This is a genomic window from Rhodococcus sp. NS-SX18 (genome assembly GCF_057367935.1).
In genome coordinates this window covers 1,892,070-1,909,687 of the sequence record NZ_CM170633.1, presented here as the reverse complement: position 1 = coordinate 1,909,687, position 17,618 = coordinate 1,892,070, and the positions used below count along the sequence as shown (strand labels likewise).

16 protein-coding genes are annotated in these 17,618 nt (G+C 71.8%); 9 read left to right on the top strand and 7 right to left on the bottom strand.

Annotation, left to right across the window (positions count from 1 at the left end):
* From AC2IPW_RS08955 to AC2IPW_RS08935, 5 genes are all read right to left on the bottom strand, one after another.
* Window positions 1–1,062 carry an enoyl-CoA hydratase/isomerase family protein gene (locus AC2IPW_RS08955; RefSeq protein ID WP_054373245.1) on the bottom strand — a complete coding sequence of 354 codons (1,062 nt, stop codon included), beginning with the start codon at window positions 1,060–1,062 and terminating at the stop codon, window positions 1–3.
* Window positions 1,059–2,213 (bottom strand): isobutyryl-CoA dehydrogenase, encoded by a 1,155-nt coding sequence (locus AC2IPW_RS08950; protein ID WP_003935221.1) that lies wholly within the window; start codon window positions 2,211–2,213, stop codon window positions 1,059–1,061. Before AC2IPW_RS08950 ends, AC2IPW_RS08955 begins: the two co-directional genes overlap by 4 nt.
* 13 nt (window positions 2,214–2,226) lie before the next feature.
* Complete coding sequence (locus tag AC2IPW_RS08945; RefSeq protein ID WP_003935220.1) at window positions 2,227–3,738, bottom strand: CoA-acylating methylmalonate-semialdehyde dehydrogenase; 1,512 nt, start codon at window positions 3,736–3,738, stop codon at window positions 2,227–2,229.
* 189 nt (window positions 3,739–3,927) lie between these two features.
* Window positions 3,928–4,686, bottom strand: a complete 759-nt coding sequence (locus AC2IPW_RS08940) for an SWIM zinc finger family protein (RefSeq protein WP_003935219.1) — start codon at window positions 4,684–4,686, stop codon at window positions 3,928–3,930.
* A complete protein-coding gene (locus AC2IPW_RS08935) occupies window positions 4,683–7,490 on the bottom strand; it encodes a DEAD/DEAH box helicase (RefSeq protein WP_486376986.1) in 2,808 nt (935 codons plus the stop codon). The genes AC2IPW_RS08940 and AC2IPW_RS08935 overlap by 4 nt, the downstream gene beginning before the upstream one ends.
* A 136-nt stretch (window positions 7,491–7,626) precedes the next feature.
* On the opposite strand from AC2IPW_RS08935, the gene AC2IPW_RS08930 reads away from it, so the two are divergent.
* Genes AC2IPW_RS08930 through AC2IPW_RS08920 form a run of 3 tightly spaced genes read left to right on the top strand, consistent with a single transcriptional unit; the run spans window position 7,627 to window position 9,574 of the window.
* Entirely contained in the window at window positions 7,627–7,953 is a 327-nt protein-coding gene (locus AC2IPW_RS08930) for a hypothetical protein (RefSeq protein ID WP_003935217.1), read from the top strand.
* A gap of 48 nt (window positions 7,954–8,001) precedes the next feature.
* Entirely contained in the window at window positions 8,002–8,703 is a 702-nt protein-coding gene (locus tag AC2IPW_RS08925; RefSeq protein WP_486376722.1) for an HNH endonuclease family protein, read from the top strand.
* A gap of 46 nt (window positions 8,704–8,749) precedes the next feature.
* The gene (locus tag AC2IPW_RS08920) at window positions 8,750–9,574 is read left to right on the top strand and encodes a shikimate 5-dehydrogenase (protein WP_486376721.1); all 825 of its coding nucleotides are present in this window, start codon (window positions 8,750–8,752) and stop codon (window positions 9,572–9,574) included.
* Between the two features lie 10 nt (window positions 9,575–9,584).
* On the opposite strand, the gene AC2IPW_RS08915 is transcribed toward AC2IPW_RS08920, so the two are convergent.
* The gene (locus AC2IPW_RS08915; protein ID WP_486376720.1) at window positions 9,585–10,421 is read right to left on the bottom strand and encodes a sulfurtransferase; all 837 of its coding nucleotides are present in this window, start codon (window positions 10,419–10,421) and stop codon (window positions 9,585–9,587) included.
* Window positions 10,422–10,500: 79 nt separating this feature from the next.
* On the opposite strand from AC2IPW_RS08915, the gene AC2IPW_RS08910 reads away from it, so the two are divergent.
* From AC2IPW_RS08910 to AC2IPW_RS08900, 3 genes are all read left to right on the top strand, one after another.
* Window positions 10,501–11,688: a benzoate/H(+) symporter BenE family transporter gene (locus tag AC2IPW_RS08910; RefSeq protein WP_486376719.1), complete on the top strand. Its 1,188-nt coding sequence runs from the start codon at window positions 10,501–10,503 to the stop codon at window positions 11,686–11,688.
* The gene (locus tag AC2IPW_RS08905; RefSeq protein WP_003935212.1) at window positions 11,685–12,161 is read left to right on the top strand and encodes an acyl-CoA thioesterase; all 477 of its coding nucleotides are present in this window, start codon (window positions 11,685–11,687) and stop codon (window positions 12,159–12,161) included. Before AC2IPW_RS08910 ends, AC2IPW_RS08905 begins: the two co-directional genes overlap by 4 nt.
* 93 nt (window positions 12,162–12,254) lie before the next feature.
* A complete protein-coding gene (locus tag AC2IPW_RS08900) occupies window positions 12,255–13,427 on the top strand; it encodes a thiolase family protein (RefSeq protein ID WP_486376718.1) in 1,173 nt (390 codons plus the stop codon).
* Window positions 13,428–13,518: 91 nt separating this feature from the next.
* Here AC2IPW_RS08900 and AC2IPW_RS08895 read toward each other — a convergent pair whose 3' ends face one another.
* Window positions 13,519–13,989: an Lrp/AsnC family transcriptional regulator gene (locus AC2IPW_RS08895; RefSeq protein ID WP_003935210.1), complete on the bottom strand. Its 471-nt coding sequence runs from the start codon at window positions 13,987–13,989 to the stop codon at window positions 13,519–13,521.
* Between the two features lie 167 nt (window positions 13,990–14,156).
* Here AC2IPW_RS08895 and pdhA point away from each other — a divergent pair, with 167 nt between their 5' ends.
* The 3 genes from pdhA to AC2IPW_RS08880 are packed head-to-tail and all read left to right on the top strand — an operon-like array spanning window position 14,157 to window position 17,528.
* A complete protein-coding gene (gene pdhA, locus AC2IPW_RS08890; protein WP_486376717.1) occupies window positions 14,157–15,260 on the top strand; it encodes a pyruvate dehydrogenase (acetyl-transferring) E1 component subunit alpha in 1,104 nt (367 codons plus the stop codon).
* Entirely contained in the window at window positions 15,257–16,240 is a 984-nt protein-coding gene (locus AC2IPW_RS08885; RefSeq protein ID WP_054375112.1) for an alpha-ketoacid dehydrogenase subunit beta, read from the top strand. Before pdhA ends, AC2IPW_RS08885 begins: the two co-directional genes overlap by 4 nt.
* Before the next feature lie 10 nt (window positions 16,241–16,250).
* Complete coding sequence (locus tag AC2IPW_RS08880; RefSeq protein ID WP_486376716.1) at window positions 16,251–17,528, top strand: dihydrolipoamide acetyltransferase family protein; 1,278 nt, start codon at window positions 16,251–16,253, stop codon at window positions 17,526–17,528.
* The last annotated feature ends 90 nt before the right edge of the window (window positions 17,529–17,618 follow it).

Genomic DNA, 17,618 nt, shown 5'->3' with positions numbered 1-17,618 from the left:
TCAGGCGGTTTCCTTCTCGGGTGCGGCGAGCCCGAGTTCGAGCTCGCCGAGGGGCTGGAAGTACGCGTCGACGTCGGCGTCGGTGACGTCGGCGAGGGTCGCCGGCGACCATGCCGGGTTGCGGTCCTTGTCGACCACCTGGGCGCGGATGCCCTCGACGAGATCGTGCGAGCGCAGCGACGCCAGCGAGACCCGGTACTCCTCGTTCAGCACCTCTTCGAGGTTGCCGAGTTCGCGGGCGTGCCGCACCGAGCGCAGGGTCACCTTCAGCGCGACGGGCGACTTGCCGAGGATCTGCTCGGCGGCCGCGTGGGCCTCGGGCTCTTCTGCGGCCTGCAGGCGGGCGACGATCTCTTCGACGGTCGGCGCCGAGTAGGCGGCGTCGATCCACGCCCGCTGCGCGAGCAGCGGCGCTTCCGGTGCCGGCTGGGCGAATTCGGCCAGGGCCTCGTCGACCGTGCCGGATTCGAGGGCGGCGACGAACTTGTCGAGCGCCTCGGACGGGACGAAGTGGTCGGCGAATCCGAGCGCGATCGCGTCACCGGCCTTCATCCGGCCGGTCGTCAGCGCGAGGTGGGTGCCGAGGTCGCCCGGTGCACGCGAGAGCAGCCAGGTGCCGCCCACGTCGGGAACGAAGCCGATACCGACCTCGGGCATCGCGATCGTGGAGCGTTCGGTCACGATCCGGACGTTGCCGTGGGCGGAAATTCCGACGCCGCCGCCCATGACGATGCCGTCCATGATCGCCACGTACGGCTTCGGGTAGCGGCCGATGGCGGCGTTGAGGATGTACTCGTCGCGCCAGAAGTCCTGCGAGCCGGTGCCGCCGTCGCGGGCGTCGTGGTAGATCGAGACGATGTCGCCGCCGGCGCACAGGCCGCGCTCCCCCGCCCCGTCCACGACGACCGCGCGGACCGAGTCGTCCTTCGCCCACTCGTCGAGCGCGGCGGCCATCACCTTCACCATGTCGTAGTTCAGGGCGTTGATGGCCTTCGGTCGATTGAGGGTGATCCGGCCGATACCGCCGGAGACCCGGACGAGGACGTCTTCCGTCTCGGTCATTTCGCTCCGTTCTGCGCCGCGGCCACCACGCTGCGCGCGACGACCACCCGCATGATCTCGTTGGTTCCTTCGAGGATCTGGTGTACCCGCAGATCCCGCACGATCTTCTCGAGTCCGTACTCGGCAAGATAGCCGTAACCGCCGTGCAGTTGCAGCGCGTCGTTGGCGGCGTCGAAGCAGGCGTCGGTGGCGAACCGCTTCGCCATGGCGCACAGCTCGACAACGTCGTCGGCACCGCGGTCGAGGGCGTCGGCGGCGCGCCAGAGCAGGGTGCGCGAGGCCTCGATGCCGGTGCGCATGTCGGCGAGCCGGAACTGCAGGGCCTGCGAGTCGAGCAGCCGCTCGCCGAACGCCTTGCGCTCGGCGAGATACCCGACGGTCTTGTCGAGCGCGGCCTGGGCGCCGCCGACCGAGCACGCGGCGATGTTGAGCCGGCCGCCGTTGAGCCCGTGCATGGCGATCCGGAAGCCGCTGCCCTCCTCGCCGAGGAGGTTCTCGGCGGGCACGCGGGCACCGTCGAAGATCACCTGACGGGTGGGCTGGGCGTTCCAGCCCATCTTCTTCTCGTTGGCGCCGAAGGACAGCCCGGGGGTGTCCTTCGGGACGATGATCGCCGAGATGCCCCGCGGGCCGGGTTCACCGGTGCGGGCCATCACCACGTACACGTCCGACGTGCCGGCGCCGGAGATGAACTGCTTGCCGCCGGTCAGGACGTACTCGTCGCCGTCGCGGACGGCCCTGGTGCTCAGGGCCGCCGCGTCGGAGCCGGCGCCGGGCTCGGTCAGGCAGTAGCTGGCGAGCTGGTCCATCGTGCAGAGTCCGGGGACCCAGCGTCGGCGCTGCTCGTCGTTGCCGAACCGGTCGATCATCCACGTGACCATGTTGTGGATGGAGATGTAGGCGGCGATCGACGGGCAGCCCTTGGCGAGTTCCTCGAAGATCCGGACGGAGTCGAGACGGCGCAGGCCCGACCCGCCGACGTCCTCGCGGACGTAGATGCCGCCCATGCCGAGCGCCGCGGCCTTGCGCAGGACGTCGACCGGGAAGTGCTTGGTCTGGTCCCATTCGACCGCGTTCGGGGCGAGGAACTCGGCGGCGAAGTCGCGGGCGGTGTCGCGGATTGCCCGGTCGTCGTCGGTGAGGGTGAACATCTGCTACCTCGCCCTAGTCCATCGTCGGGATGACGAAGTGGTTTGCCTCCGCGTGCTCCTTGACGCCGGAGAACCAGCGCTGGGTGACCGTCTTGGTCTTGGTGTAGAAGCGCACCGAGTCCGGGCCGTGCTGGTTGAGGTCGCCGAAGCCGGACCGCTTCCAGCCGCCGAAGGTGTGGTACGCGATCGGCACCGGGATGGGCACGTTCACGCCGACCATGCCGACGTTGACGCGGTTGGTGAAGTCGCGGGCGGTGTCGCCGTCGCGGGTGAAGATCGCCACGCCGTTGCCGTATTCGTGCTCCGACGGCAGCCGCAGCGCTTCCTCGTAGTCGTGGGCGCGGACGACGACCACCACGGGGCCGAAGATCTCCTCGCGGTAGATCGTCATCTCCGGGGTGACCCGGTCGAACAGGGTGGGGCCGGAGAAGAAGCCGTTCTCGTGGCCCTCGAGCACGAAGTCGCGCCCGTCGACGGCGAGCTCGGCGCCCTCGTCGATGCCCTTCTGGATGTAGTCGTGCACCCGCTGACGGGCCTCGGCGGTGACCAGCGGACCGAAGTCGGCGTTCGGGTCGTCGCTGCGGCCGACCTTCAGGCCGGCGACCCGCTCCTTCAGCTTGGCGACGAGCGCCTCGGCGGCCTCCTCGCCGACCGGCACGGCGACGGAGATCGCCATGCAGCGCTCACCGGCGGAGCCGTAGCCGGCGCCGACGAGGGCGTCGGCCACCTGGTCCATGTCGGCGTCGGGCATGACGATCGCGTGGTTCTTGGCGCCGCCGAAGCACTGGGCGCGCTTGCCGTGGGCGGCGGCGGTCTCGTAGATGTACTGGGCGATCGGGGTGGAGCCGACGAAGCCGACGGCCTTGATGCGCTCGTCGGTGAGCAGCACGTCGACGACGGTCTTGTCGCCGTTGACGACGTTGAACACGCCGGCGGGCAGCCCGGCCTCGATGAACAGCTCGGCCAGGCGCAGCGGCACCGACGGGTCGCGCTCGGAAGGCTTGAGCACGAACGCATTTCCGCACGCGATGGCCGGGCCGGCCTTCCACAGCGGGATCATCGCGGGGAAGTTGAACGGGGTGATGCCGGCGACGACGCCGAGCGGCTGGCGCATCGAGTACACGTCGATGCCGGTGCCGGCCGAGTCGGTGAACTCGCCCTTGAGCAGGTGCGGGATGCCGGTGGCGAACTCGATCACCTCGAGGCCGCGCTGGATGTCGCCCTTGGCGTCGGCGACGGTCTTGCCGTGCTCGGAGGACAGCAGCCGGGCCAGGTTCTCCATGTCGTCCTGCACGAGCTGCAGGAACTTCATCAGCACGCGGGCGCGCTTCTGCGGGTTGAACGCCGCCCACTCCTTCTGCGCCTCGACGGCGTTCGCGATCACGGCCTCGGTCTCGGCGACGTCGGCGAGCGGAACCCGGGCCTGCACCGCACCGGTGTTGGGGTCGAAGACGTCGGCGAACCGGTCGGAGGCACCGGGGATGTGCTTGCCTCCGACGAAGTGGGTGAGTTCTCGAACGCTCATGTCCGGATCCGTCCTAACTGGTCGAATTCTCGTGTTTCGGTGGGATGATCGGGGGCAGCGGGCGGCACCCCCAGCAATGTGTGCTCATCCTATAGTTGGAAGTCCATGTATGTCCATAGCCGGCTTCGCCGCCGGTGCGTCCTTTGGGCTGTCCCCGCCGCCCAAAGGACGCACCGGCCGCGGAGCGGCCTACCGGAGGCGCCGGTACATCTCCTCGAGGTCCGACGTGCCGCGGAGGACGACCGACTCGTCCGTGCCGCCCGCCCGCAGCGCCCGGCGCAGCAGCATCGGATCGAGATCCTCGGGCGCGGGCCGGTACGGCTCGGCCGGCAGATCCGGCAACCGGATCTCGTTCCCGTAGAAGTCCTCGCCGTCGGCCTCCGCCCCGTCCACCCCACCGATCACCGTGCTCAGGTCGACCCCGCGCAGGGTGAGCACCGCCAGCGGCTGCTCGTCGACGTGCTCGGCCAGCAGGTAGGCCACCGCCGCCGCGTGCTTGCACGGCCACCCGTCGTCCGGGCAGGTGCAGTCGAAGTCCAGCTCACCGGCACGCCGCGGGAGCAGCAGCGGCCCCAGCTCCTCCGGCAGCGCACCCCCTGCGAGCCGGACCAGCATGCCCGGAGCGGAACGCACCCGGTCGATCAGATCCGCGACCGCCTCCTCGTCGAGGGTGCGGATGGTGACCGTCGAGGTGAACGGGCGCAGCTGGCTGCCCTGCACCTCCCCCACCGCCGCGCCGGGCTCGAGCCGCATCGAGACCACTTGCCCCGACCGGGCATAGGTCCGGCCCCGCGCGAGCCGGCCCTTGTCGGCGACCTGCTCCATCGCCGCAACCAGCTCCTTCGACCACCAGGTGCGGCCGATCGAGCCGCGCTTGGTCCGCGCCTCGATGCCGCCGACGACCTGCCTGCGCTTGCCGTAGCGGTCGAACCCGCCCGCCGGGCTCATTCGCCCACCGCCTCGTCGCCCAGGGACAGCAGCGAATGCAGTTGCTCGGTGGACAGCTCGGTGATCCAGTTCTCGCCGGCTCCCACAGCGAGTTCCGCCAATTCCTGCTTCCCCGAGATCATTTCGTCGATCCGTTCCTCCAGGGTACCGACGCACACGAGCTTGCGGACCTGCACGTCGCGGCGCTGGCCGATGCGGAACGCCCGGTCGGTGGCCTGGTTCTCCACCGCCGGATTCCACCAACGATCCAGGTGCACCACATGATTCGCGGCCGTCAGATTCAGGCCGGTGCCGCCGGCCTTGAGCGAGAGCAGCATCATCGGCGGACCGTCGTCGCCCTGGAACGCGGCGACCATCGCGTCGCGCCGTCCCTTGGACACACCGCCGTGCAGGAACGGCACCGTGGTGTCGAACCGCTCGGCCAGATACGGGGCGATCAGGTCGCCGAACTCCCGGAACTGAGTGAACAGCAGGGCCTTCTCGCCGTCGGCGAGGATCGACTCGACGATGTCCTCCACCAGCCCGAGCTTGCCCGACCGGTGCCGGCCCCGGCGCAGCACCCCGGAGCCGTCGCCCAGGTAGTGCGCCGGATGGTTGCACACCTGTTTCAGACGGGTCAGCGCGGCGAGCACCGCGCCCTTGCGGGCCATTCCCTCCTTGTCCCGGATCTTCCGCATCATCTCGTCGACCACCGCCCGGTAGAGCGCTGCCTGCTCGGCGGTGAGATTGGCCCGCACCGTCTGCTCGAACTTCTCCGGCAGATCCGAGATCACGGACGGGTCGGTCTTGACGCGGCGCAGCACGAACGGCGACGTGAGCGCCCGCAACCGCGCGGCGGCCGCCGCGTCGCGTTCCCGTTCGATCGGGACGGCGAACCGGGCGCGGAACGTCGCCGGCGAACCGAGCAGGCGGGGATTGGCGAAGTCGAGGATCGCACGCAGTTCCTCGAGCCGGTTCTCCACGGGGGTGCCGGTGAGCGCGATGCGGTGCCGCGCGGGGACCGCGCGCGTCGCGCGGGACTGCGCGGTCGCGGCGTTCTTCACATGCTGGGCCTCGTCGAGCACCACCCGGCCCCAGCGCAGCGACCGCAGCTGCGCCACGTCCCGCGCGACGAGCGCGTACGTCGTGATCACCAGGTCGCTGTCGGCGACCGTCGCGGCCAGGGCGGCGTCGCGCAGCCGCGCCGGGCCGTGGTGGACGTGCACGCGCAGGCCCGGCACGAATCGCTGGGCCTCGCGCTGCCAGTTGCCCACCACCGACATCGGGCACACCAGCAGCGTCGGATCGGTGGCGACGTCGCCCGCCCGTTCGTGGGCGAGCAGCGCGAGCACCTGCACGGTCTTGCCGAGACCCATGTCGTCGGCCAGCACCGCGCCGAGCCCGACACCGCTCATGAAGGCCAGCCACTCGAGGCCGCGCTGCTGGTACGAGCGCAGGGTCGCGTGCAGGCCGGGTGGGGGCGGCACCGGGACAGGGCGGGCCTGCCCGTCGAGCAGCGTCGCGACCCAGCCGGTCGCGGCGACGTCGGTGACCTCCACCGGCGGCGGCTCGTCGCCGGTGAACCGGCCGAACAGCGTCGCCAGCGTCGCATCGGCGGCGCCCTGGCCGGCGACGTAGCGGGCGGCCCGGGCGAGGGCGGCCGGATCGGCCTGCACCCACTTGCCGCGCAGTTTGACCAGGTCGCTGTTGGCCGCGATCAGCCGTTCCATCTCGGCGGGGGTGAGCAGCATGTCGCCCACGGCGAGCTGCCACTCGAACGAGACGAGCGCGTTCATGCCGACGGTGTCGTCCTCGGCCGCGACGGGCGCCACCGGCGAGGTCACCTGCAGCCGCAGCGACGGCTCGAGCCGCGCCCACGCGCGCGGCAGCAACAGCGCGATGCCGGCGTCCGCCAGCGCACGGCCGCCGTGCTCGACGAGGTCGGTCACCACCCCGGTCGGCAGCAGCAGGTCGAGGCTGTCCGGGTCGCGCGGCACGTCCTGCAACCGCGGATACGCCTTCAGGGCCGCGCCGAGCTTGCGGATCCCGATCTGCAGCAGCTGCGCGTCGGAGCCGTCCACCGGCACCGGAACCGGTGCCTGCCCCTCCGACCGCAGGCACACCTCGAGCCGCCACAGAGTGTCGGCGCCGATGGCCTCGTCCTCGTCGTCGTCCGGTTCGACGAGCCGCAGCACCAGGTCGGGTTCGTTTCCGGCGAGCGAGGCCCGCCATTCGTCCAGCGCGTCGGCCATGCGCTGGGTGCCGCTGTGGTGCGGTTGCCCCTCGGCCAGAGCCGCGATCAACGGGTGCAGGGAGGTACCGACGTTGCCGATCAGCGACCGGGTGATCGGATCGGTGAGTTCGGTGACGAGGTCGTCGAGCAGCGCCGCGGGCCGCCCGGCCTGCCGCTGCACGGGCGGCATCGCGGCGGACAGCTCGGCCGTCCAGGCTCGGATCCGGTCGCCGCCGAGCAGGCGCCACCGCGCCCACCACTGCCCGTCGGCGCGGTGCAGTTCCGGGGCCACCCGGCCGGCCTGCGCCCAGCGCTCGATCCCGCGGGCGACGTGCGCGAGATACCGCAGGTCCCCGGCCACCGTCTCGGCGTGCCGGGGCAGCGCCAGCAGCAGCTCGGCGGCGTCGGCCGGCGCGATCGCCACCGCAGGGAGCGGACGCGGTGCGTCGTCGCCGGGCAGTCGCAGTTCGACCCGGTGCCGGAACGGCCGGTCGATCCATCGGCGCAGGACAGCCGGTGCGTCGCCGGCCGGGTCGTCGTCGTCGCGCCACACCATCAGGCCCGCCCCCGGTGACCACAACCCGTGCAGCATGCCCACCATGGTGCCAGTCGCGCCCGACACGGCCGGCGCAGGCCGGGTAGCGGGCGTGCGCGGGGACGATCGGCTCTGGATCGGACCGGGCCCCCGGAGGAGACTGGGCTGCAGGTGCACCCACCAGGAGACTGCGATGTCGATCATGATCCAGGTCCTCGAGCAGACCTACAGCGCCCACACCCCTTGGGAGCAGGTCAAGTACGCGTTCGTCGATTCCCAGCACGTCACCGCGATGCGGCTCGACGGACAGTGCGGCGTGTGGCTCGACGGAACGAAACACGGTGAGTCCCATCGGCTCGCCGCCACCACGACCGCGGAGCAGGCGGTGTTCTTCCTGCTGACCGTGTTCGACCGGGTCGCCGAGTGCAAGCAGCACGGCGGGTCGTGGATCGTCGGGCACGACGGCCGCACTATCGAGTCCATCCGTGCGACCCGGTTTCCGTTGACGACCGACGGCTGAGAGGGCACAGGCGCCTCTGCTGTCGGGGCGATCGGTGAGAATGTCCGCGTGCGAGGGGGCGCGGTCTTCTGGGGGCTGGTGGTGGCGGTCGCGATCGCCGTGTCGTGGGGGTGGGACCGGATCGAATCGCACGCGCCGCCGGCGCCGGGCAGCCCCGGACGCGGCGCGCTCGAGCAGCTGCTGGCGCGGGCGGCGGTGGTGCCGCACCGGCCGCAGGTGCCCGGGTACGAGCGGGGGTGCGGTCCGGGCGAGGGCTGCGTGTTCGGGCAGGCGTGGTCCGACGATCATCCGGGCCCGGGCGGGCGCGACGGGTGCGACACCCGCAACAACGTGCTCGCCCGGGACCTGCGCGACGTGGCGTTCCGGCCCGGCACCGGCGACTGCATCGTGCTGTCCGGCACGCTGTCCGACCCGTACACCGGTGCGCAGCTCGAGTTCCGTCGCTCCGAGGGCCGGGCCGTCCAGATCGACCACATCTATCCCCTGGCGGCGGCGTGGGACCTCGGCGCGGCGGCGTGGCCGGCCGAGTTGCGCCGGCAGTTCGCCAACGACGTCGCCTTCAACCTGATCGCCGTGGACGGGCCGGCAAATCAGGACAAGCGCGATCACACCCCGTCCGAGTGGCTGCCGCCGGCGGCGGCGTACCGGTGCTGGTTCGCGGGCAAGTACCTGTCGGTGGCGGTGCGGTACGGGCTGCCGATCACGGCGGCCGACCGGGAGGCGCTGGCGTCGACGATCGCCACGTGCTGAGGGCGCCGTGCCCCGCCTTCTCGCGACGGGAACTAGCGTGGCACGCATGGTCTCGCGCATCACCAAGGACACCCGCCTGTGCATCTCGCTGTCGGGACGGCCGAGCAACATCGGCACCCGCTTCCACAACTACCTCTACGACGAGCTCGGTCTCGACTACGTGTACAAGGCGTTCACCACCACCGACCTGCCGTCGGCCGTGGCGGGGATCCGCGGTCTCGGCATCCGGGGGTGCGGGGTGTCGATGCCGTTCAAGGAGGCCGTGATTCCGCTGATCGACGAGCTCCACGACTCGGCGCGCGCCATCGAGTCGGTGAACACGATCGTGAACGAGGACGGCGTGCTGCACGCCTACAACACCGACTACCAGGCGGTGGTGGACCTGCTGCGCGAGCACGAGGTCGACCCGGCGATGCCGGCGGCCGTCGCGGGCAGCGGCGGGATGGCCAAGGCCGTCGTGGCGGCTCTGCGCGACAGCGGGTTCCGCGACGTGTCGGTGATCGCCCGCAACGAGGAGACGGGAGCCGCCCTGGCGCGGCAGTACGGGTTCGACTGGCGTGCCGAACTCGACGGACGCACGCCGGGGTTGCTCGTCAATGCCACCCCGGTCGGCATGACCGGTGGTCGCGAATCGGAGCAACTGCCGTTTCCCGAGGCCGCGGTGGCCGCCGCGTCGACGGTGTTCGACGTCGTGGCGATGCCCCCGGAGACACCACTGATCCGTGCGGCCCGCGCGCACGGACTGCCGGTGATCACCGGCGCCGAGGTCATCGCTCTGCAGGCGGCCCAGCAGTTCGCGCTGTACACCGGGGTGACCCCGACGCCCGAGCAGGTGCGCCGCGCCTCGGAGTTCTCCCGCGCGGACGGGTGACCCTCGGTCGTCACGCCCCGGTGGCGACCTCCCGGGCCGGGTCCTGGCACCACTGCGACCACGACCCCGGGAACAGGGCGGCCTCGATACCCGCCACGGCCAGGGCCGCGATGTCGTGGGTCGCGGTGACCCCGGAGCCGCAGTACACGGCGACGGGACGGTCCCCGCACAGTGCGGTGAATCGTGCGGCGAGTTCCTCGGCGGATCGGAACGTGCCGTCCGCCCCGAGGTTGTCCGTGGCGGGGGCGCTGACCGCGCCGGGGATGTGCCCGGCGCGCGGATCGACCGGCTCCTCGTCACCGCGGTAGCGCGCGGCGGCACGGGCGTCGAGCAGTGTTCCCCGCGACGGGAATTGCCCGGCCTCGTCGATGTCGACGGTGGGCAGGTAGCCGCCGCGCAGGGTCACCGAGCCGGCCTCGACGAATTCGCCGGGGCCCGCCGCCAGACCACGGCCCGTCGCCGTCCACAGCGGCAGGCCGCCGTCGAGCAGGCGCACGTCCTTCAGACCCGCCCAGCGCAGCAGCCACCAGGCGCGGGCGGCGGCGAGGCCCCCGGTGTCGTCGTAGACGACGACGGTGTCGCCGTTGTCGATCCCCCACCGGCGGGCATGGTCCTGCAGCCGGGCGACGTCGGGCAGCGGGTGCCGGCCGCGGTCGGGCGATCCCGGATCGGCGAGTTCGGTGGCGAGGTCGACGTACACCGCCCCGGGAATGTGGCCTTCCCGGTAGCGGTCCTCGCCGTCCGGGTCGTCGAGCGACCATCGGACGTCGAGCAGCACCGGAGGCGTGCCCGCCTCGACGAGGTCGGCCAGCTCGTCCACGGTCATCAGCACGGGATCGGCAACCATGCCCCGATCCTGGCATGCCGGCGCGGGCGGTGCCGGGTGGCGCGGGCCGGGCCGTCCCGCTGCGGCAGAATTGCCGCCCGTGTCCGATGCTCCCGCACCCAGCCGTCCCGACTCGCTCGTCCGGCCGCTCGGGGCGGGCGTCGTCACCGCTCTCGTCGGGTTCACCAGTTCGTTCGCGGTGGTGCTGACGGGGTTGCAGGCGGTGGGGGCGTCGCCGTCGCAGGCGGCGTCGGGGCTGCTGGCGCTCTGCCTGACGCAGGGCCTGGGCATCCTGTGGCTCGCACGACGGTTCCGCACGCCGATCACGCTCGCGTGGTCCACGCCGGGCGCCGCGCTGCTCGCGGGCACCGGCGTGGTGGCGGGCGGATGGCCTGCGGCGGTGGGCGCGTTCGTCGTCGTGGGGGCCGCGATCGTCCTGACGGGGCTGTGGCCGCGCCTCGGCGCTCTGATCGCGGCGATCCCGGCATCGCTGGCGCAGGCCATGCTCGCCGGGATACTCGTGCCTCTCTGCCTCGCCCCGGTCGAAGGCGTGATCGACTCCCCGGCCGCGATCCTGCCGGTGGTGGCGACGTGGCTGGTGCTGCAGCGGCTGCGGCCACGCTGGGCGGTGCCGGGAGCATTCGGGACCGCGGCCGTGGTGATCGCGATCCATCTGCTGCGCTCGGGATCCGCGCCGGCGGCGCGGGAGCTGCTGCCGGCGATCGAGCTCACGGCCCTGACGTGGACCTGGCAGGCGTTGCTCGGCATCGCTCTTCCCCTCTACATCGTGACGATGGCGTCGCAGAACATTCCGGGCACGGCCGTGCTCGACTCGTTCGGTTACGCCACGCCGTGGCGGGCGGCGATGACGGTCACGGGGCTCGGCACCGTCGTGGGCGCGCCGGCCGGTGGGCACGCCGTCAATCTCTCCGCGATCAGCGCCGCGCTGGCGGCGGCACCCGGGGCCGAGCCCGACCCGGCGCGCCGATGGCGGGTCGCGTGGTGCGCGGGCTGGTCCTACCTCGCACTGGCGCTGTGCTCGACCGGGCTCGCGACGGTCGTGGCGACGGCGCCGGACGGTGTGGTGGAGGCGGTGGCCGGGTTGGCCCTGCTCGCGACGCTCGGCGGGGCGCTCGCCTCGGCTCTGCGCGACGCGCCGGAACGCGAAGCGGCGGTCGTGACGTTCCTGGTCGCGGCGTCCGGTTGGAGCCTGTTCGGTATCGGATCGGCATTCTGGGCGTTGATGGTCGGACTTGCCGTCCGCGTGGGACTATCGTCAGGACGGTGACGAACCGCCAGCCGACGACGCCCGCCGCCGACCCACCCGTTCCCGCCCGGTTTCCGGTCCTGTGGCCGATGCAGACCCGGTGGGCGGACAACGACCACTACGGCCACGTCAACAACGTCACCTATTACTCGTACTTCGACTCCGCCGTCAACGGGTGGCTGATGGCCACGACCGGGGTCGACATCCGGGAACTCGATGCGATCGGTGTGGTCGCGGAGACGTCGTGCCGGTATCTGGCGGAGTTGTCGTTCCCGGACCGGCTGCGCGTGGGCCTGGCGGTGGAGCGGCTGGGAACCAGCAGCGTGACCTATTCGCTGGCGATCTTCCGGGAGGACGGCGAGGGCGGTCTGCAGGCGGCTGCGACCGGCCGGTTCGTGCACGTGTACGTCGACGCCCGCACGCGCCGTCCCGTGGCGATCCCCAAGGAGATCAAGAAGGCGGTCGCGCAGCTGGTGACGCCGCCGGCGGAATAGCTCCCACCCACCAAGCATCCGCTTGGCATCATATTCATCTACCGGATTACACTCCGGGGCATCCGCACGTCCCCGACAGAGAGTGATCCGAAGATGCGCGATGCAGTCATCGTCGAAGCCGTCCGCACCCCCATCGGCAAGCGGGACGGTGGCCTGTCCGGCGTTCATGCCGTCGAGCTGTCCGCCCACGTCCTGCGCACCCTCGCCGAGCGCACCGGTATCGACCCGAGCCTCGTCGACGACGTGCACTGGGGCACCGTGCAGTCCGTGGGCATGCAGTCCGGGAACATCGGCCGCATGGCGGTGCTCGGCGCGGGCTGGCCGGAGTCGGTGCCCGGCTTCACCATCGACCGGCAGTGCGGATCGTCCCAGCAGGCCGTCTCGACGGCGGCCGCGGCGGTGATCTCCGGCCAGGCCGACCTCGTCGTCGCCGGCGGCGTGGAGATCATGTCGGCGATTCCGCTCGGCTCCTCCGCGCCCGAAGGCACCGGGCAGATGGGCGGCCCGGCGCGCGAACGGTACGCCGACGAGCTCACCGCGCCCGGCTTCAACGGCCGCTTCAACCAGGGTGTCGGGGCCGAGATGATCGCCGAGCAGTGGGGCATCTCGCGCACCGAACTCGACGAATACTCCGTCCGCTCGCACGAGCGCGCCGCCCGGGCCCAGGACGAGGGCCGGTTCGCGGACGAGATCGCGCCCTACACCCTGGCGGACGGCACCGTGATCGACTCCGACGAGGGCATCCGGCGCGGCTCCACCGTCGACAAGCTCGCCGGCCTGAAGGCACCCTTCCGGGAGAACGGCGTGGTCACCGCCGGCAACGCGTCGCAGATCTCCGACGGCGCCTCCGGGCTGCTGATCACCACGTCGGAGAAGGCGAAGGCGCTGGGGCTGACGCCGCTCGCGCGCGTGCACACCGCCGTCGTCACCGGCGACGATCCGGTCAAGATGCTCACCGGCCCCATCCCGGCCACCGCCCTGGCGCTGAAGCGGTCGGGACTCTCGCTCGACGACATCGACGCGTTCGAGGTCAACGAGGCCTTCGCCTCCGTGCCGCTCGCGTGGCAGCGCGAGACCGGCGCGCCGAGCGAGAAGCTGAACCCCCTGGGCGGCGCGATCGCCCTCGGCCACCCCCTCGGCGCCTCGGGCGGCCGGCTCGCCGCGACGCTCATCCATCACCTGCGCCACACCGGCGGCCGCTACGGTCTGCAGACCATGTGCGAGGGCGGGGGCACCGCCAACGCCACGATCTACGAGATCCTCTAGTCCCCACGTCGAGGCGCCTTCCGGGTCCGGTCCCGGAAGGCGCCTCAGCGCTGTGCAGAAGAAGACGCCTCAGCGCTGTGCAGAGGGCGCTTCAACGCTGTGCGAGCCGCTCGAGCAGCGGCGCCGTGCGCGGACCCACCAGTTCGCGCATCACCAGCGCCATGTTGGTGCGCTCGACACCGGGGATCTCGAGGATCTGCCCGGCCAGCCGGTAGAGATCGTCGGCGTCCCGCGCGACCACCTTCACCGACAGGTCCGTCTGCCCTGTCATGCCGTACACCTCCGTGACCTCCGGGATCTGCCCGAGCGCCGCGACGACGGAGTCGAGCCGGTGCTGATCGACCCGGGTCGCGACGAACGCGGCCAGCGGGTATCCGAGCGCCCGCGGATCCACCCGGCGCTCGAACGAGCCGAGAACCCCCTCCGCATCCCACCGCGCGAGCCGCGCCTGCACCGTGTTGCGGGACAGCCCCAGACGCTGGGACAACTCCACTCCGGTCGCCCGCGGAGTCCGCGCGAGCTCGAGCAGCATCCGGGCGTCGGTGGCATCGAGACTGGTCATATTTCGCAGTATGACAGCGCGCGACCCCCCGAAACCGTGCTTGTTGCACAATCACGCTGCGATCGATTGCGCACCTGCACCCCGCGTGGATCATGTGATGTACAACACAGGTTTGTCCGGAACGCCTCACGAGGGCGACCGGTCCCGCCATAGCGAGGTGGTGCACGGTGGTCGACAAGATTGCCTACCCGGTCCAGCTGATCCAGCCCGACGGCCGACGGGTCCACAATCCCGAGTACTCCGCGCTCGTCGCCGACGTCGGGCCCGACGAACTCCGGGCCCTCTACCGCGACATGGTCGTCGTCCGGCGCCTCGATGCCGAGGCCACCGCGCTGCAACGGCAGGGCGAACTCGGACTGTGGGCACCACTGCTCGGCCAGGAGGCCGCTCAGGTCGGCTCCGCGCACGCCCTGCACCGCGACGACTACGTGTTCACCAGCTACCGCGAGCACGGCGTGGCCTGGTGCCGCGGCGTCGATCCCGCCGACATGACCCGGTTGTGGCGGGGGTGCGCCCACTCCGGCTGGGACCCGGCCACTGTGAACATGACCAACCCCGCGATCGTCGTCGGCTCCCAGGGGCTGCACGCCACCGGCTACGCGATGGGCGCCCATTTCGACGGCGCCGAGATCGCCACCGTCGTCTACTTCGGCGACGGCGCGACGAGTCAGGGCGACATCGCCGAGGCGCTCGGCTTCGCCGTCGCATGGGGGGTGGGCGTGGTCTTCTTCTGCCAGAACAACCACTGGGCGATCAGCAATCCGGTCCACTCGCACAGTCCCGTCCCGATCGCGCAGCGCGCCGCCGGCTACGGGATGCCGGCGGTGCAGGTCGACGGCAACGACGCGCTGGCGGTGCTCGCCGTCACCCGTCAGGCCACCCGGCACGCCCGGGAGGGCAGCGGCCCGTCGTTCGTCGAGGCTGTCACCTACCGGATGGGCCCGCACACCACCTCCGACGACCCCACCCGTTACCGCACCCCTGCCGAGGCGGAACTGTGGCGGATGCGGGATCCGATCGACCGGTTCCACCGGCTGCTCGAGCGCGAGGGCCACGCCGACGACGGGTTCTTCGACGAGGTCGGCGCAACCGCGGACGAGGCCGCGGCCCGGCTGCGCGCCGGCACCCTCGGCGCCCCGGATCCGGAGCCGCTGAGCATGTTCGACCACGTCTACGCCACCGACCACCCGACGATCGCCGAGGAACGCAGCGGCTACCGCGACTACCTCGCCGGTTTCGAGAACGCGACCCACGAGGAGGCGCTGTCATGACCACCACCACCCTGGCCCTCGGCGCCGCCCTCGGGGCCGGCCTGCGCCGGGCCCTCGAACACGACCGCAAGGTGGTGATCATGGGCGAGGACGTCGGCCGGCTCGGCGGGGTCTTCCGGGTCACCGACACCCTGCAGAAGGACTTCGGCGACAACCGCGTCATCGACACCCCCCTCGCCGAATCCGGAATCGTGGGAACGGCTTTCGGCATGGCGCTGCGCGGCTACCGGCCGGTGTGCGAGATCCAGTTCGACGGCTTCGTCTACCCCGCGTTCGACCAGATCGTCTCGCAGGTCGCCAAGATCCACTACCGCACCGCCGGGAAGGTCACCGCTCCCCTGACCATCCGCATCCCCTACGGCGGCGGGATCGGGGCGGTCGAACACCATTCCGAGTCACCCGAGGCGTATTTCGCGCACACCGCCGGACTGCGGGTCGTCAGCCCGAGCAACCCGGCCGACGCCTACACGATGATCCAGCAGGCCGTCGCCCTCGACGATCCGGTGATCTTCCTCGAGCCCAAGCGCCGGTACTGGGACCGCGCCGAGGTCGATCTCGACGCCGAGCCGGACCTGCCGCTGGACCGGGCCCGCGTCACCCGCGCGGGCACGGACGTCACCGTCGTGACCTTCGGCTCGATGGTCGCGACCGCCCTGCAGGCCGCGCAGATCGCCGAGACCGAGGGGCATTCGGTGGAGGTGATCGACCTGCGGTCCGTCTCGCCCGTCGACTTCGACACCGTCGAGGCGTCGGTGCGGCGCACCGGGCGCCTGGTCGTCGTGCAGGAGGCACCGGTGTTCTGCGGCATCGGCGCCGAGATCGCCGCCCGGCTCTCGGAACGCTGCTTCTACCAGCTCGAGGCGCCGGTGCTGCGGGTCGGCGGATTCGACATCCCTTATCCCCCGGCGAAACTCGAGGCGCACCACCTGCCCGACCCGGACCGCATCCTCGACGCCGTCGACCGCAGCCTCGCGGCGTGAGGACCGGGACATGGGACAGAGCGTGAGTGAACGCGGCGACGTGGCGACCGGACGCAGCGAGGTGTTCCGGCTGCCGGACCTCGGGGAGGGCCTGACCGAGGCGGAACTGGTGTCGTGGACGGTGGCCGTCGGTGACCGGGTCGAGCTCAACCAGGTGATCGCCGAGGTCGAGACCGCCAAGGCGACCGTGGAACTGCCGTCCCCGTACGCCGGGACGGTCGCCGAACTGCTCGCCGAGCCCGGCGACAGCGTGCCTGTCGGAAACCCCCTGATCCGGTTCGCCGTCCCCGGCGCGGCGGAACCGGGCGACGGTGGCGAGCCCGTGCAGGTGCTCGTCGGCTACGGTCCGGGCGCCGCCCCGGCCAGCAGGCGCGCGGCACGCGCCGCGGCGGCGCAGCCCCCGCAGCCGCCGACCGGGGAGCGGCACCGGCCGGACGCCAAGCCGTCGGCCCGCCGCGAGGCCCGGGCGCTCGGCGTGGATCTCACCGAGGTGACCGGCACCGGTGCGGGCGGCGCCGTCACCGTGCCCGACGTGCGCCGGGCTGCGGAAGTCCGCGACGCACAGCCGACGTCGGCCGAGCCGGCGCGCGAGACCCGCACCCCGATCCACGGGATCCGCAAGCGCACCGCCGCCGCGGTGGCGCGCAGTGCCTTCACCGCCCCGCACGTCACCGTGTTCCTCACCTGCGACGTCACCGCGACGGTCGAGCTCGTCGCCCGGCTCCGCGGCGCGCCCGCCTTCGAAGGGCGGCACCCGACGCCGCTCACCGTGGTGGCCAAGGCGCTGCTCCGGGTGCTCGCACACCAACCGATCCTCAACGCGGCGTGGGACGAGGAGCACCAGGAGATCGTCACCCGTCACTACGTCAACCTGGGCATCGCCACCGCCACCGAGGCGGGACTGATGGTGCCGGTGATCCGCGACGCCGACCGCCTGTCGCTGCCGGAGCTCGCCGACGCCATCGCCCGGGCGGCGGAGACCGCCCGCTCCGGCCGCGCCACCCCGGCGGAGCTCACCGGCGGCACGGTGTCGATCACCAACGTGGGCGTGTTCGGGATCGACACCGGCACCCCCATCCTCAACCCCGGCGAGACCGCCATCCTCGCGCTCGGTGCGATCGGCCCGCGTCCGTGGGTGGTGGACGGCGAGCTCGCCGTCCGGCAGGTCACGACGCTGTCGCTGTCGTTCGACCATCGTCTCGTCGACGGTGAGCAGGCGGCGCGGGCGCTTGCGGGGATCGGGGCGATCCTCACCGACCCGGTGCCGGAACTGCTCGCCGGCATCTGACGGGCGGTAGCGTCGGGACACGTGAACGCTCCGGATCTTCGCCGTGCCCGTGCGGCCGTGTTCGCGACCTTCGGTGTCAACGGGTTCCTG

Excerpts from the sequence above, each read along its gene's own strand:
- AC2IPW_RS08955 (WP_054373245.1), bottom strand. The coding sequence starts at position 1,062 with ATGACCGAGACGGAAGACGTCCTCGTCCGGGTCTCCGGCGGTATCGGC.
- AC2IPW_RS08950 (WP_003935221.1), bottom strand. The coding sequence starts at position 2,213 with ATGTTCACCCTCACCGACGACGACCGGGCAATCCGCGACACCGCCCGC.
- AC2IPW_RS08945 (WP_003935220.1), bottom strand. The coding sequence starts at position 3,738 with ATGAGCGTTCGAGAACTCACCCACTTCGTCGGAGGCAAGCACATCCCC.
- AC2IPW_RS08940 (WP_003935219.1), bottom strand. The coding sequence starts at position 4,686 with ATGAGCCCGGCGGGCGGGTTCGACCGCTACGGCAAGCGCAGGCAGGTC.
- AC2IPW_RS08935 (WP_486376986.1), bottom strand. The coding sequence starts at position 7,490 with ATGCTGCACGGGTTGTGGTCACCGGGGGCGGGCCTGATGGTGTGGCGC.
- AC2IPW_RS08930 (WP_003935217.1), top strand. The coding sequence starts at position 7,627 with ATGTCGATCATGATCCAGGTCCTCGAGCAGACCTACAGCGCCCACACC.
- AC2IPW_RS08920 (WP_486376721.1), top strand. The coding sequence starts at position 8,750 with ATGGTCTCGCGCATCACCAAGGACACCCGCCTGTGCATCTCGCTGTCG.
- AC2IPW_RS08915 (WP_486376720.1), bottom strand. The coding sequence starts at position 10,421 with ATGGTTGCCGATCCCGTGCTGATGACCGTGGACGAGCTGGCCGACCTC.
- AC2IPW_RS08900 (WP_486376718.1), top strand. The coding sequence starts at position 12,255 with ATGCGCGATGCAGTCATCGTCGAAGCCGTCCGCACCCCCATCGGCAAG.
- AC2IPW_RS08895 (WP_003935210.1), bottom strand. The coding sequence starts at position 13,989 with ATGACCAGTCTCGATGCCACCGACGCCCGGATGCTGCTCGAGCTCGCG.
- AC2IPW_RS08885 (WP_054375112.1), top strand. The coding sequence starts at position 15,257 with ATGACCACCACCACCCTGGCCCTCGGCGCCGCCCTCGGGGCCGGCCTG.
- AC2IPW_RS08880 (WP_486376716.1), top strand. The coding sequence starts at position 16,251 with ATGGGACAGAGCGTGAGTGAACGCGGCGACGTGGCGACCGGACGCAGC.